The 13625-nt window shown below is 72.6% G+C and carries 16 protein-coding genes; 3 read left to right on the forward strand and 13 right to left on the reverse strand.

Annotated elements, in window-relative coordinates; translation table 11 throughout:
- Window positions 1-28: 28 nt before the first annotated feature.
- Window positions 29-844, reverse strand: coding sequence for an SDR family NAD(P)-dependent oxidoreductase (locus AB0H87_RS12920; protein WP_360143410.1), 816 nt, complete (start codon window positions 842-844; stop codon window positions 29-31).
- Window positions 841-2172: an NAD(P)-binding domain-containing protein gene (locus AB0H87_RS12925; protein WP_360143413.1), complete on the reverse strand. Its 1332-nt coding sequence runs from the start codon at window positions 2170-2172 to the stop codon at window positions 841-843. Before AB0H87_RS12925 ends, AB0H87_RS12920 begins: the two co-directional genes overlap by 4 nt.
- A gap of 114 nt (window positions 2173-2286) precedes the next feature.
- Between AB0H87_RS12925 and AB0H87_RS12930 the strand changes: the two genes are divergently transcribed.
- On the forward strand, window positions 2287-3672 hold the full coding sequence (locus tag AB0H87_RS12930; RefSeq protein ID WP_360143416.1) for an MFS transporter: 1386 nt from the start codon (window positions 2287-2289) through the stop codon (window positions 3670-3672).
- On the opposite strand, the gene AB0H87_RS12935 is transcribed toward AB0H87_RS12930, so the two are convergent.
- Complete coding sequence (locus AB0H87_RS12935) at window positions 3605-4291, reverse strand: DUF899 family protein (protein WP_360143419.1); 687 nt, start codon at window positions 4289-4291, stop codon at window positions 3605-3607. The genes AB0H87_RS12930 and AB0H87_RS12935 overlap by 68 nt on opposite strands.
- Window positions 4292-4367: 76 nt before the next feature.
- Between AB0H87_RS12935 and AB0H87_RS12940 the strand changes: the two genes are divergently transcribed.
- Window positions 4368-5252, forward strand: a complete 885-nt coding sequence (locus AB0H87_RS12940; RefSeq protein WP_360143422.1) for an RNA polymerase subunit sigma-70 — start codon at window positions 4368-4370, stop codon at window positions 5250-5252.
- Here AB0H87_RS12940 and AB0H87_RS12945 read toward each other — a convergent pair.
- Complete coding sequence (locus AB0H87_RS12945; protein WP_360143425.1) at window positions 5249-5629, reverse strand: PPOX class F420-dependent oxidoreductase; 381 nt, start codon at window positions 5627-5629, stop codon at window positions 5249-5251. The genes AB0H87_RS12940 and AB0H87_RS12945 overlap by 4 nt on opposite strands.
- Window positions 5630-5664: 35 nt before the next feature.
- Between AB0H87_RS12945 and AB0H87_RS12950 the strand changes: the two genes are divergently transcribed.
- Window positions 5665-6684, forward strand: coding sequence for an alpha/beta hydrolase-fold protein (locus AB0H87_RS12950; protein ID WP_360143428.1), 1020 nt, complete (start codon window positions 5665-5667; stop codon window positions 6682-6684).
- Between the two features lie 41 nt (window positions 6685-6725).
- Here the strand turns inward: AB0H87_RS12950 and AB0H87_RS12955 are convergent, their stop codons facing one another.
- The 9 genes from AB0H87_RS12955 to AB0H87_RS12995 form a co-directional block, all read right to left on the reverse strand.
- On the reverse strand, window positions 6726-7229 hold the full coding sequence (locus tag AB0H87_RS12955; protein ID WP_360143431.1) for a DUF4188 domain-containing protein: 504 nt from the start codon (window positions 7227-7229) through the stop codon (window positions 6726-6728).
- Between the two features lie 81 nt (window positions 7230-7310).
- Window positions 7311-7586, reverse strand: coding sequence for a YciI family protein (locus AB0H87_RS12960; RefSeq protein WP_360143434.1), 276 nt, complete (start codon window positions 7584-7586; stop codon window positions 7311-7313).
- Window positions 7587-7609: 23 nt separating this feature from the next.
- The gene (locus tag AB0H87_RS12965; protein ID WP_360143437.1) at window positions 7610-8515 is read right to left on the reverse strand and encodes an amidohydrolase family protein; all 906 of its coding nucleotides are present in this window, start codon (window positions 8513-8515) and stop codon (window positions 7610-7612) included.
- Window positions 8508-9650 (reverse strand): VWA domain-containing protein, encoded by a 1143-nt coding sequence (locus tag AB0H87_RS12970; protein ID WP_360143440.1) that lies wholly within the window; start codon window positions 9648-9650, stop codon window positions 8508-8510. The genes AB0H87_RS12965 and AB0H87_RS12970 overlap by 8 nt, the downstream gene beginning before the upstream one ends.
- Window positions 9643-10503 (reverse strand): MoxR family ATPase, encoded by an 861-nt coding sequence (locus tag AB0H87_RS12975; protein WP_360143443.1) that lies wholly within the window; start codon window positions 10501-10503, stop codon window positions 9643-9645. The genes AB0H87_RS12970 and AB0H87_RS12975 overlap by 8 nt, the downstream gene beginning before the upstream one ends.
- On the reverse strand, window positions 10503-11510 hold the full coding sequence (locus AB0H87_RS12980) for a molybdopterin cofactor-binding domain-containing protein (RefSeq protein ID WP_360143446.1): 1008 nt from the start codon (window positions 11508-11510) through the stop codon (window positions 10503-10505). Before AB0H87_RS12980 ends, AB0H87_RS12975 begins: the two co-directional genes overlap by 1 nt.
- A complete protein-coding gene (locus AB0H87_RS12985) occupies window positions 11507-12895 on the reverse strand; it encodes a molybdopterin cofactor-binding domain-containing protein (protein ID WP_360143449.1) in 1389 nt (462 codons plus the stop codon). Before AB0H87_RS12985 ends, AB0H87_RS12980 begins: the two co-directional genes overlap by 4 nt.
- The gene (locus AB0H87_RS12990) at window positions 12895-13389 is read right to left on the reverse strand and encodes a (2Fe-2S)-binding protein (RefSeq protein WP_360143452.1); all 495 of its coding nucleotides are present in this window, start codon (window positions 13387-13389) and stop codon (window positions 12895-12897) included. Before AB0H87_RS12990 ends, AB0H87_RS12985 begins: the two co-directional genes overlap by 1 nt.
- Before the next feature lie 14 nt (window positions 13390-13403).
- The gene (locus AB0H87_RS12995) at window positions 13404-13526 is read right to left on the reverse strand and encodes a hypothetical protein (RefSeq protein ID WP_360143455.1); all 123 of its coding nucleotides are present in this window, start codon (window positions 13524-13526) and stop codon (window positions 13404-13406) included.
- Between the last annotated feature and the right edge of the window lie 99 nt (window positions 13527-13625).

The following is a 13625-nucleotide window of genomic DNA, read 5'->3' on the forward strand; positions in this document are numbered from 1 at the left end:
CACTCCCGATGGTACGGGTCGGACGGCCTCAGCGGCCGGCGCGGCGGCGCAGGCCCGCGGCGAGGTCGGCCCGGTCGAACGAGCCGGCGGCGAGTCGGCGGGCGACCGTCCGGTTGACCATCCACCGCGCGACGCCCGGTAGATGGCGCGCGATCGCCAGCTCCAGCCGGCCGCGCCCGGTGGTGGCGAGGTTCGCCGGCGGCCGGCGCACGGTCGCGGCCCGGACGACCGCGCGGACCACGCCCTCGACGGGCTCGTAGCGGGACACCCCGTCCAGCGACAGGCCGGCCGCGGCGGTCGAGTCGTGTATCGGGGAGGCGATCATGCTGGGGTAGACGACGCTGACGCCGACGTGGGTGCCCACCTCGAGGCGGAGGGCGTCGGCGTAGGCGACCACGGCCCGCTTGCTCACGCCGTACGCCGCGGCCAGCGGGAGCGGCAGGACCGCCATGCGGCTGGCGATGAAGACGACCCGGCCGCGCGCCTCCTCCAGGGCCGGGATCGCCGCCGCGGTCGTCGACCACGCCGCGATCAGGTTCACCTCGAGCTGGCGGCGCACCGTCGCGTCCGGCGGCAGCTCGGCCGGTGCCGGGCCGCCGACGCCGGCGTTGTTGACGAGCAGGTCCAGCCCGCCCAGGCGGTCGAGCGCCGCTCGCACGGCGTCGCGCACCGCGGCCTCGTCCGTGAGGTCGCAGGTCAGGATCGGCACCGGGGCGTCCGGTGGCACCGTGCGGTCCAGGCCGACGACCTGCGCGCCGGCGTCGCGCAGCGCGACCGACAGCGCGCGGCCGATGGTGCCGCCGGCACCGGTGACGACGACCCGCGCACCGTCGAGCGTCCTCATGCGTCGACCGCCGTCCACGCCTGCCCGGCGCCGCGGGACCGGCGACGACGACCCGCCCGCAGCTCGTCGGCCGCCAGCGCGAGGTAGGCGTCGAAGTCGATGCGCATCGCCGGGCGGCGCTCGCCCCACCGCTGGTGGGCCCGGCGCAGCCGGGCCGCCCGGTCGGACCGCTGCGCGGCCGGTGCCGGGAGCGCGTAGGCACCGGCGAGGTAGGCGGCGACGAGCCGGGCCTGTGCCTCCACGATGGGGAGGGCGGCGCCGGTGGACTGCATCAGGCCGACGAAGAACAGGCCGGGCTCGTCGAGATGGAAGACGTGGCGGTAGAGCGGCACCTCGTCGCCGCGCCCGGGCGGGTCGAGGAAGGGCAGCTCCGCCCGGTAGCCGGTGCACCACACCATGAGGTCGACCTCGTCGCGCGTGCCGTCCGCGAACTCCACGACCGAGCCCTCCACGCGGGCCACGGCGCCGCGGACCGCGATCTCGCCGTGCCCGATGCGGGAGAGCAGGACGTCGGAGAGCGTGGGGTGGTCCTGCAGGAAACCGTGTCGCGGCTCCGGCAGGCCGTGCCGGCTGGGACTGCCGGTCGCGAGGCGCAGCATCGTCTGGCTCACCACCTGCCGCACCCGCCAGGGCAGGCGCTTGGCGAGCGCGCCGTTGAGCGTGTCGGACGGCCGGCCGAACAGGTACTTCGGCACGATCCAGACGCCGCGCCGCACCGAGAGGATCGTCCGGTCCGCGACCTGGGACGCGTCGGCGGCGATGTCCATGGCCGAGTTGCCACCGCCGACGACCAGGACGCGCCTGCCGGCGAGCTGCGCCGGGTCGCGGTAGTCGTGGCTGTGCAGCTGCGGCGCCGTCAGCCCGGCCGGCGGCGGATCGGGCCAGCGCGGGACGCTGTTGTGCCCCGAGGCGACGACGACCGCGCCGGCCCGCACCGACACCTCTCCGTCCGGTCCCTCCGCCGTGACCGACCACCCGCCCTCGGGCGCCCGCCGCACTCGGGTGACGACGTGCCGCTGCCGGATCGCCGGGCGCAGCCCGAACTCGTCGGCGTAGCGGGTGAGGTAGGACAGGATCCGGTCGTGGCTCGGGTAGTCGGGCCACCCGGCCGGCATCGGCAGGTCGGCGAACTCCGTGCGGGTCCGGCTGGTGTTGAGGTGCAGCGTCCGGTACGCACCGGAGCCCGGCCCGCCGAAGACCCACAACCCGCCGGGCCGGTCACCCGCGTCGAAGCAGACCGCGTCGATGCCGTGGTCGGCGAGTGCCTTCAGCGTGGCGAGGCCGGCCGGCCCCGCTCCGATCACCACGACCTCCGGCCGTGCAGCCATTGCTTACCCGATCCATAGACAATTAACGTCGCGTTGGATCGTGCTGGCACGAGGCGTGTCCGGTCAATCCTCCGACGCGGTCGCGGCGGACGGCCCAACCTGTCGGGAGCGCGCATGACCCGGACCCCCGTCGACCCGGTCGTCGAGACCGGCACCGTGCGCCTGCCCCGCGGCGCATTGCTGACCTTCTCCGCCGGCTCCGTCGGGATGGGTGTCTGGATCACCGTCCCCGGGCTGTTGCTGCTCTACTTCCTCACCGACGTGCTCGCCGTCGCGCCGCTGGTCGCCGGGTTCGCGCTGCTCGTGCCGAAGATCGCCGACATCGTGCTCCATCCGTTCGTCGGCCACCTCTCCGACGTGCAGCGCGCCCGGCACGGCCACCGGATCGGCCTGATGCTCGTGGCCTGCCTGCTGCCGATCGCGTTCGCGCTGCTCTTCGCCGTGCCGGGCGGGCTGCACGGCAACGCCGCCGCGATCTGGGTCGCGGTGTTCTACATCGTGGGCAACCTGCTGTTCGCGGCCTACCAGGTGCCCTACCTGAGCACCCCGGCCGACCTGGCCATCGGCTACCACGAACGCACCCGGCTCATGTCGTTCCGGATGGTCGTCCTCACGGTCGGCATCCTGGCCAGCGGTGTGCTGGCCCCGGCGCTGGCCGGGGGCGACGACCCGACGCGCCGCGCGTACCTCGTGATGGGCTGTGCCCTCGCGGTCGGCATGCTCGGCGCGATGCTGGTCGGCATCAACGGCGTCCGCCGGCTCGGCGCGGTCGCCGGCACCGCCGCCAACCCGGCGCCGCCCCGGCTGCGCGACCTGCGGGTGCTGCTCAGCTCGCTGCGCGACCCACACTTCCGCCCGCTGGTCGGCGCGTTCCTGCTCACCTCGACCGCCACGCACCTGGTGCTCGCCGCCGTCCCCTACTTCACGACGTACGAGCTGGGCGACTCCGGGCTCACCACCGTGCTGGTCGCCGCGTTCCTCGCGCCCGCGCTGCTGGCGACGCCCGTGTGGCTCGTGGTCGCCCGGCGCATCGGGAAGCAGCGCGGACTGCTGCTCGCCCAGAGCGTCTTCGCCGTCGGGTGCCTGGTCGTGGCGCTCGGCCACCACGCCCCGCTCGCGTTGCTGATCGGCGTGGTGGCCGTGCTGGGTGTCGCGTTCGCCGCGCTGCAGCTCCTCGCCTTCTCGATGCTGCCGGACGTGGTCGCCGCGGCGGCCGGGCGGAAGACCGCCGACGCCGGCAGCTACACCGGCGTGTGGACCGCCGCGGACTCGGCCGGTGGCGCGGTCGGGCCCTACCTCTACGCCGCGTGCCTGGCGATCGGCGGGTTCGTCGGCAGCAGCGGCGACGACGTCCAGCAGTCCGCCTCGGCGCTGGACGCCGTCCGCCTGGGCTTCGCGCTCGTGCCCGCGGTGCTGCTGGGCGCGGCGGTGCTCATCCAGCGTCGCTACGCACTCGACCGAGACGCGTCCACTGTGGAACAGGCCGCCCGTCCCGGATGAACCAGCTCATGGTCGGGTCCTGCGGCCAGCCGGCCGGTGAGTCCTCCCACTCCTCCTGCCGCCCGTACACGGTCATGTCGAGCAGCTGCAGCGCCGGCATCATCGCCTCGACGCCGCGCCCGTCGGTCTCGTAGGTCTGGAAGACCCGGTCATCGACGCGCAGGTAGGTCGTGATCCAGCCGTCGGAGACGCCCGGCACGTCGATGCCGTCGACGGAGTACCAGGGCGCCCGGTAGCCCATGAACTCGCGGTACGGCGCGAACTCCGCGTACGGCCCCTGGCACCAGATCGCGAACGTCACGCCGCGCGCCTCGAGGTAGCTCGCGTCCTGGAAGTTCCACACAGTCGCCGTGCAGCCGCGGCACTGGTCCGCGAAGTCCTTGCCCCGGTGCCACATGTGCTTGCAGACGAGGAGCTGGTCGCGACCCTCGAAGATGTCGAGCAGCGCGGTCGGGCCGCCGGCGCCGACCAGCTCGACGGTCGCGTCCACCTCGACCATCGGCAGGCGGCGGCGGGCGGCCGCGATCGCGTCGCCCTCCCGGGTGTGCGCCTTCTCGCGGGTCAGCAGCGCGGCTCGGGCGGCCAGCCAGCCGGCCCGGTCGACGATCTGTGGTCTCACGGTTCCTCCTTCGGACGGGACATCGTCGGAGGTACTGACGAGGCAACCGGCACATCGTCATCGCTAGCCTGTCCTGATGGACGAGGCCTGGCTGGCGGCGGCATACGAGGATCACCAGCGGGAGCTGCGCGCGCACTGCTACCGGCTCGCGGGCAACGTCGCCGACGCCGACGAGCTGACGCAGGAGGCGTTCCTGCGCGCCTGGCGGGCCCGGGACCGCTTCGACGGGCGGGCGTCGGCGCGGACCTGGCTCTACCGGATCGCCACCAACCTGTTCCTGGACACCCGCAAGGCGGCCGAGCGACGCACCCGGCCGGCCGGCGACCCGCTCGAGTGGGACCTCGCGATCGGCCCGTACCCAGACGTGGCGGGGGACGTGGCGGCCGGCGAGCTGGTGGAGCTCGCGCTGATCGCCGCCCTGCGCTTCCTGCCACCCCGGCAGCGCGCCGCCTTCGTGCTGCGGGACCTCGACGGCTGGACCCCGGCCGAGGTCGCCGACACGCTCGGCGTGGCCGTCGCGGCCACGAACAGCCTCGTCCAGCGGGCCCGCCGCACCATCCGCGAGCACGCGCCGGCCGACCCCGACGACTGGCGGCGCCCGCCGCTGACCGCGGCCGACGAGGCCATCCTGCGCCGTTACGCCGCGGCGTCCGACGAAGACGCCCTCCGCATGCTCCTGGCCGACGACGTCCGGATCACCATGCCGCCCGAGCCGCCGGTCGTCGGCAAGGACGCGGTGAGCGTCTTCCTGGCCCGGCCGCTCGACTGGCACCACGTCGCCGCGAGCGCCAACGGCCGGCCCGCGCTGGTGAACTACCTACGCAACCCGGAGACCGGCCGCTACGAGGGGCTCGTCGTGGACGTGCTGCGCATCGCGGGCGGGAAGATCGCGGAGATCAACGCGTTCGTCGGCGCCCACCACGTCGCGGCGCTCGGGCTGCCGCACACCCAGCCGGGCTAGAACGTGACGGCGATGCCCTGCAGCGGCGGCCGCCGCAGGTGCAGCACCCGCGCGAACCAGTTTCCGAGCCGCGACGACACGTACTTGCGGGCCAGCAGCTTGCGTGCCGCGGCCGTGCCGGCCTCGTCGAGCAGCCGCGCGGTGCCCTCGGCGGTGGCCGCCCCGGGCTTGATCCGGCCACGAAGATCGCAGACCGTCACCGTGACCCGGCCGTTGTTGCGGATCCGCTTGACCTTCCAGGCCTTGGCCTCGGAGACCACGAACAGCTCGTCGCCCTCGACGACATGCCAGACCGCGGTCGCCTTGGGTGTGCCATCCTTACGGAACGTGACCAGGCTGACGTGCTTGCTCCGCCGGATCTCCTCGCTGACGCTCATCGGCGCAGCCTAGCGGTGGATGCTAGAAGTAGAGGATGTTCAAAGATCTCGCCGGAACCCTGCACCAGGAGACCATCGACTCGCGGCAGCTGCGCGGCAACCCGCTCGGCGACCCGCACGTGCGCCCGCTGTGGGTCTACACCCCGCCGGGGTACGAGGAGTCCACCGATCGCTATCCGAGCATCTACGTGATCCAGGGCTACTCCGGCCAGATCGGGATGTGGGCCAACCAGCAGCCGTTCCGCCAGCCGTTCGTCGAGACCGCCGACCGCGTCTTCGCCGAGGAGCGGGCGCCGGGCTGCATTCTGGTCTATGTGGACGCCTGGACCGCCTACGGCGGCTCCCAGTTCGTCGACTCCCCCGGCACCGGCAACTACCACTCGTACCTCTGCGACGAGGTCGTGCCCTTTGTGGACGGTCGCTTCCGCACCGTCGCGGACCGCGAGGCGCGCGCCATCTCCGGCAAGTCCTCCGGCGGCTTCGGTGCGATGATCACGCCGATGCTGCGCCCCGACCTGTTCGGCGCGCTCGCGACGCACGCGGGCGACGCCCTCTACGAGTACTGCTACCTCAACGAGTTCGCCAAGGCCGTGCGGGCGCTGCGCGACTACGACCACGACATCCTGCGGTGGTGGAAGGACTTCCAGCAGCGGGTCGCCTTCACCAAGGAGGAGGACATGCTGCTCTGCCTGGTGCTGGGCTGCGCGGCCGCCTTCTCCCCCGACCCGGACGGCACGCCGCGGCTGCCCGTCGACACGCGCTCGGGGCAGATCATCCCGGAGCTGTGGGACCGGTGGCTGGCCTGGGACCCGATCCGGATGATCGACCGGTACGCCGACGAGCTGCGCTCCCTGCGCGCGGTCTGGATCGACGCCGGCACCCGCGACGAGTGGTTCCTCGACCTGGGCGCCGAGGCGTTCAGGGCCGGCCTGGACCGGATCGGCGTGCCGGCCGAGCGCATCGCGTTCGAGCTGTTCCCCGCGGCACACGGCGGCATCGACTACCGCTACCCGCTCGCCGTGGAGTGGCTGGCCAACCGGCTCAAGCGCGGCTGACGCTCGACGGTGGTCGCGGTCGGCGGTGGCACGGGCGCGCCCTAGCCGTAGAGCTCGTCCTCGCTGAGCACCGGCGCCTCGTCGTGTTGCCGGCCGGCCCGTGCGGCGAAGCCGAACATCGGCCCGCGCGCCGGCCGCACCGGCGCGAACCGGCTGAAGCCCAACGGCTTGGGGATGTCGTCGTAGACGGCCTCCATGCCGCCCTGCATCAGGTAGGTCTCGTGCCAGAAGCCGGTGCCGCCGCTGTCGCGCAGGAAGTCGTGCCACCACGTGCGGTGCGGCTCGGAGCGCGCCCAGGTCAGCAGCGACGGCATGTCGCGCCAGTACTGGCGCATGCCGACGTGCATCGGCGCGAGCGAGTAGATGAGCTGCTCGTGCAGCAGCAGCCCGTCGGGCTGGTCCGCCACCGACCTGTCGATCCGCGGGCCGCGGCCCAGCAGGGTCCGCAGGCCGTAGAGCCGGTTGACCCGCATCCCCAGGTAGATCACGACGAGTTCCGGAAAGGAGGACAGGTCGACGGTCTGTCGGTTGACCTTGGTCGGCATGGGCACCACCCCGGTCCGAGCTTAGACCGCGGCGGCCGGCACCGTGGTCCGCACGATGCGCCGGCCGCCGCGCGCCCGGGGTCAGGCCGGCAGGCCGACGGTGATCTTCCATTCCCGCAGCAGGCGGTCCTTCGTCACGTCGAGCTGCGTGTACGGGTCCTGGTCGACCAGGGCCGCAGCCGCCTCCTGGTCGGCGGCTGACAGCACGATGATGCCGCCGCTGAGGTCGGCCAGCGGGCCGGCGAGCACGAGCGAGCCGTCCGCCTTGAGCTTGTCGAGGTGCGCCAGGTGGTCCGGGCGGCGCTCGGCGCGCAGCGGGGTGTCGTTGTAGCCGTAGGTGAGGATGAAGTGGGCCATGTCGTCCTTTCGTCGTCAGGGGGTCAGAGACCGTAGACCCGGCGGGCCGTACGGGAGAAGACATCGGCCTGTTCGTCGGCGGTCCGGTCGCGCAGCGCCTGCCGCCACGCGTCGGTCAGGGTCGCCGCATCCGTCCACAGTGTTTCGACCGGGAGGTTCGTGCCGAACATCGCCCGGTCCGCGCCGAACTCCCGCAGCACGAAGTCGGCCACGAAGCCCAGCAGCTCAGGGTCGACCCGGTGGACGAAGGTGCCCTGGCCCGTCAGCTTGACCACGATGTTCGGGCACGCGGCCAGCTCCCGCATCCCGGCCTGCCACGCGGCCAGCTCGGCCTCGTCCGTGCGGTCCACCAGCATGCCGGCGTGCACGAGCACGAACTGGACGTCGGGGTGGTCCGCCACGAGCATGGCGGCGTCGCGCATCTGGTCGGCGAAGACCTGGAGCTCGAAGAGCCAGCCCAGGTCGGCCAGCGCCGCGACGTTGTCGCGGAAGACCGGGTCCTTCATGCGGTCCGGCGCCGACGCGAACCGGAACTCCGGGCGCTCGTGCCAGTGGAGCTGCAGGCGCGTGCCGACCACGAGCGGGCTGACCCGCTGCTGGGCCCGCATGACGTCGACCGCGTCCGGGGAGAACAGGTCCGCGCAACCCACCATCGCCATCGGCCAGCCGGTCTCCGCGTGCAGTTCGGCGATCCAGCGCACCTCGTCGACGACCCGGTCCATCGGCCAGTTCGGCTGCACGTACACCGAGGTCCCGATGCCCGCCGAGGCCGCGTCCCGCAGGTACTCGTCGATCAGGTAGTCGCGGCGGATCGGCTCGTAGGGGCCGAAGATCCGCGGGACCATGGGGCCCGACAGCCACGGCATGTCCGCCTGGCGCCAGACGTGGTGGTGCGAGTCGACGATGTCGCCCGCGTACAGCTCAGCCATGACCGCCCTCTCGTAGGAACTTCCCGCGCACCGCGGCGAGCGCGGTGTCCAGGTCCTGCACCCCGGTCAGCGCGTCCAGGTGCCCGAGCACGGCCGACATCCCGCGCGTGACCGGCCGGTACTCCGGGTCGCAGGCCAGCGGCGACCACCAGCAGAGCGCGTGGGCCAGCAGGGCCAGCCGGCGCGTGGCGTCGACCATCGCCGTGCAGTCGCCGCGTTCGAGACCGTCGGAGAGCACGAGCACGAGGGCGTCGCGGGCCAGCGCGGTGTAGTGGGTGTTGTCGAGGAACGCCCGCATGCTCGGCCCGATCAGCGTGCCGCCGTCGGCGTCCAGCACCACCTGGGCCAGCGCCGCGAGGGCGGCGTCGACGTCAGGGGCGCGCAGCAGCGGGGTCACCCGGGTCAGCCGCGTGCCGAAGGTGAAGACCTCGGCCCGGGCACAGGTCGCCACGACGGCGTACGCGAACCGCAGGTAGTCCGGGCTGTGCTGCTTCATCGAACCGGACACGTCGACGAGCACCAGCACCCGGCGCTCGCGGGGCGGCCGGTCGCGCCAGTGCAGCCGGGTGATCTCGCCGTGCGTACGCCGGGAGTCGAGGTAGATCGCGCGCAGGTCCAGGCTCCGCCGGCGGCGACCGTGCGGCCGGCGCCGGCGCGACCGGGTCGGTGGCACCGCGCCCGGCAGCGCGCGGCAGATCTCCCGCATGAGGACGTGCGCCCGCGGCGCGGTGGCGGCGAACCGCTTCACACCCTCGGTGCTGACCCCGCCGGCCGCGAGCCCGGCGCCACCGGCCTGGTCGAGCCCGGCGTCGGCGTCGCTCTCCCCCGGCATCCCGGTGGGCTGGTCGTCCTCGCCCGGCGCCGCTGCCGGCTCGTCGGTCAGCACCACGGCGTCGGCCGCCGCGCCGAAGAACCGCCGGAACACCTCGTCGTACACGTGCCGCTCGGGCTCCGCCGACACCAGCGTCGCGGCGCCGACCCAGTAGAGCTGCCCGACCGTCGACGGCCCGAGGGCGTCGATGCCGGCGAAGAACTCGCTCTGCTTGTGTGCGACGACGCGCAGCCCCTCGGCGCGCAGGCCCGCGAGGAAGGCGAACAGCTGCTCCCTCGTCCGCGCGACCAGCACGTCAGTCATCGGGGAACACCTCGCTGGCGTGCGCCGCGACCAGGGCGCCGTCCTCCTCGTTCTTCAGCACCAGGCCCAGGGACGCGCGTAGGGCCTCGCTCCACTCCGCGCCCTCGCCGGCGAGCGCCAGCGAACCCTGTGCCCACGCGATGGACTCGGCGATGCCGGGCCGCTTCAGCGGCCCCAGCGACCGGATGACGTTGACGGAGCGGACCAGCCGCTCGGCCGCCGTGGTGCTGAGGCCGGGCGCCTGCGCCTCGACGATCGCCCGCTCGCGGGCCGGCTCCGGGAACGGGATCCAGTGGTAGAGACACCGCCGCTTGAGGGCGTCGTGCAGCTCCCGGGTGCGGTTGGAGGTGAGCACGACCAGCGGCGGTACCGTCGCGGCCACCGTGCCGACCTCCGGGATCGTGATCTGGAACCGGTCGAGGAACTCCAGCAGGAACGCCTCGAACTCGCTGTCGGCCCGGTCGATCTCGTCGATCAGCAGGACGGCGCCGGCCTGGCTGCGCAGGGCGTGCAGCAGCGGGCGTTCCAGCAGGAACTCGTCGGCGTAGAGGTTGCCGACCGCGGTGTGCTCGACCTCGGCGGACCGCAGGTGCAGCAACTGCTTGAGGTGGTCCCACTCGTAGAGGACCTGCGAGACGTCGATGCCCTCGTAGCACTGCACCCGGACCAGCTCGCGCTCGAGCGCGTCGGCCAGGACGTACGAGACCTGTGTCTTGCCGACGCCCGGCTCGCCCTCGAGCAGCAACGGCCGGCCGAGGGCGATCGCGAGCCGGACGGCGGTGAGCAGTCCCTCGTCGGCGAAGTACCGCCGCTCCTCCAGCCGCCGCCGGAACGTCTCGTGGTCGAGTGGCATCAGGCGGCCCGGATCGCGTCCAGTCCACGCAGGACGGACTCCGGTGTGAAGGGCATGGTGGTCAGGCGTACGCCGCACGCGTCGAAGATGGCGTTCGCGATCGCCGGGATCGGCGCGTTGGCGGTCATCTCGCCGATGCCCTTGGCGCCGAACGGCCCGTTGGACGCAGGCCGCTCCAGGATCACGCTCGTCTGCGCCGGGATCTCGGCGGGGCCGGGCATCAGGTACTCGCAGAAGTCGACCGGGCCGTGCGCCCGGGAAGCGGGATAGTAGGGCTCGGTCGACTCGAAGATGGCGTGCGAGACGCCCATCCACGCCCCGCCCTCGACCTGCTGCGCGACCATCGCCGGGTTGAGCGCCCGGCCGATCTCGTACGTGTTGTACATGCGCAGCACGGTCACGACGCCGGTCTCGTCGTCGACCTCCACCTCGGCGACCGTGCACGCGTGCGCCTGGCACGAGTCCGGGTCCATCTCGCCGGTCTCCGGCACCGGGTAGCTGCGCTCCTTGAGGAAGATGCCCCGCCCGGAGATGGTCCGGCCCTGCTTGAAGTGGGCGGCCAGCGCGATGTCCGAGATGTGGATCTTCTTGGCCGGGCTGCCCTTGAGCCGGACGAAGCCCGTGCCGTCGGTCTCCAGGTCGCCCGCGTCGACCTCGAGCTCGTCCGCGGCGACCTGCATCATCACCTCGCGGGCCTCGCGCGCGGCCATGATGACCGCGTTGCCGACCCGGTGCGTGCCGCGGCTCGCGAACGTGCCCATGCAGTGCGGCCCGGTGTCGGTGTCGGCGGTGTCGATGATGACGTTCTCCATCGGGATGCCGAGCGTCTCCGCGGCGCACTGGGCCACCACGGTCTTGAGGCCCTGCCCGAGGTCGACCGACGAGAGGGTGACGACGAAGCCGCCCATCGTGGTCGCGTGGATGATCGCCTGGGACGGGTCGCCGCCCAGGTTCATGCCCGTGGGGTAGTTGACCGACGCGTATCCCCGTCCGCGCAGGAGGGTCATCGGGAGGCTCCTCTCGGCGTGGTCGACGACATGGCCCGGTACTCCTCCGGCAGCTCGTGCCCGACCAGCTCGGCCGCCCGCTGGATGACCTCGATGAGCGCGGTGCCGGACGCCACCTTGCGGTGCGCCTTCAGGTCGCCGTCGCGGTAGGCGTTGCGCAGCCGGAACTCCAGCGGGTCCAGGTTGAGCGCACGGGCGACCCGGTCCATCTGCGACTCGATGGCGAAGTCGGCGATGGTGACACCGAACCCGCGCATCGCGCTGGACGGGGTCCGGTTCGTGTAGACGCAGTGGCAGTCGGCGTAGACGTTCGGGATCGTGTAGGGGCCGGGCAGGTGCGCGGCCGCCTTGGTGGCGCCGTAGGGCGAGTGCCGTGCGTAGGCGCCGGCGTCCACATAGAGCATGATCTTGCGCGCGACGATCCGGCCGTCGTTCATGACGCCGTCCTTGATGTAGATGCGTTCCGCCGCCCGGGGCGACGAGACCTGCATCTCCTCCTCGCGCGTGTAGACGAACTTCACCGGCCGGTTGGTGAGCGTGGCCGCGATGCAGGCCAGCGGCTCGACCATGACGTCGACCTTGCCGCCGAAGCCGCCGCCGACCGTGCCGCCCTTGACCTGCAGGTCGGTGGGTGCCCGGTTGATGATCAGCGCGGTGTTGTCGAGCGTGAAGAACGCGGCCTGGGTGTTGCTGTGGATCAGCAGGCGTCCGTTGCTCTGCGGCACGACGATGCAGCCGGTGGTCTCGGTCGGTGCGTGCTCGATCGGCGCGGAGCTGTAGCGCCAGTCGAAGACGTGGTCGGCCTGCGCGAAGCCGGCCTCGACGTCGCCGAAGCGGATCCGCCGCGCGTGGTGGCCCTCGTAGACGAAGTAGTTGGTGCCCGCCCGCTTGATGACCGGCGCGTCCGGGGACATCGCCTCCTCGACGTCGAGCACCGCGGGCAGCTCGGTGTAGCTGACCTTGACCCGGCTGGCGCCCTCGAGCGCGGCCGCCTCCGAGTCGGCGACCACGGCCACGATGGGCTCTCCTCGGTAGATGACCCGGTCCTCGGCGAGCACGGGCTCGTCGTCCGGGCCGATGCCGATGAGCCGGAGCACGCCGTACCAGTTGGCCGGCACGTCGTTGTAGGTCAGCACCCGCAGGACGCCCGGCGTGCGTTCCGCTTCGGACGTGTCCACGCTGTCGATCAGCGCGTGGTGGTGCGGCGACCGGTGGATCTTCAGGTGGGCCAGGTTCGGGAACGTGCGGTCCTCGAAGAACTCCGTGCGGCCGGTGACGTGACCGAGCGCGTCGGAGCGCGGGACCGTGGTGCCGATGACGTTGAAGCGCTCGGTCGGCCGCTCGTCCTTGAAGTAGTCCGGGTCGATCGGGTTGATCTTCGCCATCAGTGCGCCTCCTCGCTCACGCGGCTCCGGCGCCGCTGCGCGGCGTCGAGGATCGCGCTCACGATCGGCGCGTAGCCGGTGCAGCGGCAGACGTTGCCGCTGATCGCCTCGTTGACGTCGTCGACGGTCGGGTCCGGGTTGCGGGCGAGCAGCGCCTCCGCCGACATGATCATGCCGGGCGTGCAGAAGCCGCACTGGGTGGCGAACCCGTCGAGGAACGCCTGCTGGACGTCGCTGAGCTGCTGGCCGTCGGCGAGCCCCTCGACGGTGGCGACGTCGGCGCCGTCCACGGTGGCCGCGGGCACCAGGCACGACACCACGGGCGCGCCGTCGACCAGGACCGTGCACGAGCCGCAGGCGCCCTGCGCGCATCCGCGCTTGGCACCGGTCAGCCCGAGCTGTTCCCGCAGGGCGAGCAGCAGGGTCGTCGCCGGCTTGGCCATGAACGCCTGGTCGACGCCGTTGACCTTGAGGTTGACGATCTTGACGGTCATAGGCCAGTTCCCTATCAGTGGCCGAGCAGCGCGCGGCGGAGGTGGACGGGGAAGACGCGTGTGCGGTACCACGCGGAGGCGTAGGCGTCGTCGACCGGCGCGAGCTCGCTCAGGCCCGCGGCCGCCGCGGCGCTCACGGTCCATCCGCGACGACCCCGCGTTCACGCTGACCGGCGGCATCACGCTGTTCGCGCTGGTGCTCGCGTTCAACCTGTTCGGCGACTCACTGCGTGACG

Origin of the sequence: Asanoa sp. NPDC050611 (assembly GCF_040654855.1) — a bacterium.
Lineage (GTDB): Bacteria > Actinomycetota > Actinomycetes > Mycobacteriales > Micromonosporaceae > Asanoa.

Coding starts and splice junctions, on each gene's coding strand:
- AB0H87_RS12920 (WP_360143410.1), bottom strand. CDS start 844: ATGAGGACGCTCGACGGTGCGCGGGTCGTCGTCACCGGTGCCGGCGGC.
- AB0H87_RS12925 (WP_360143413.1), bottom strand. CDS start 2,172: ATGGCTGCACGGCCGGAGGTCGTGGTGATCGGAGCGGGGCCGGCCGGC.
- AB0H87_RS12930 (WP_360143416.1), top strand. CDS start 2,287: ATGACCCGGACCCCCGTCGACCCGGTCGTCGAGACCGGCACCGTGCGC.
- AB0H87_RS12940 (WP_360143422.1), top strand. CDS start 4,368: ATGGACGAGGCCTGGCTGGCGGCGGCATACGAGGATCACCAGCGGGAG.
- AB0H87_RS12945 (WP_360143425.1), bottom strand. CDS start 5,629: ATGAGCGTCAGCGAGGAGATCCGGCGGAGCAAGCACGTCAGCCTGGTC.
- AB0H87_RS12950 (WP_360143428.1), top strand. CDS start 5,665: ATGTTCAAAGATCTCGCCGGAACCCTGCACCAGGAGACCATCGACTCG.
- AB0H87_RS12955 (WP_360143431.1), bottom strand. CDS start 7,229: ATGCCGACCAAGGTCAACCGACAGACCGTCGACCTGTCCTCCTTTCCG.
- AB0H87_RS12960 (WP_360143434.1), bottom strand. CDS start 7,586: ATGGCCCACTTCATCCTCACCTACGGCTACAACGACACCCCGCTGCGC.
- AB0H87_RS12965 (WP_360143437.1), bottom strand. CDS start 8,515: ATGGCTGAGCTGTACGCGGGCGACATCGTCGACTCGCACCACCACGTC.
- AB0H87_RS12970 (WP_360143440.1), bottom strand. CDS start 9,650: ATGACTGACGTGCTGGTCGCGCGGACGAGGGAGCAGCTGTTCGCCTTC.
- AB0H87_RS12975 (WP_360143443.1), bottom strand. CDS start 10,503: ATGCCACTCGACCACGAGACGTTCCGGCGGCGGCTGGAGGAGCGGCGG.
- AB0H87_RS12980 (WP_360143446.1), bottom strand. CDS start 11,510: ATGACCCTCCTGCGCGGACGGGGATACGCGTCGGTCAACTACCCCACG.
- AB0H87_RS12985 (WP_360143449.1), bottom strand. CDS start 12,895: ATGGCGAAGATCAACCCGATCGACCCGGACTACTTCAAGGACGAGCGG.
- AB0H87_RS12990 (WP_360143452.1), bottom strand. CDS start 13,389: ATGACCGTCAAGATCGTCAACCTCAAGGTCAACGGCGTCGACCAGGCG.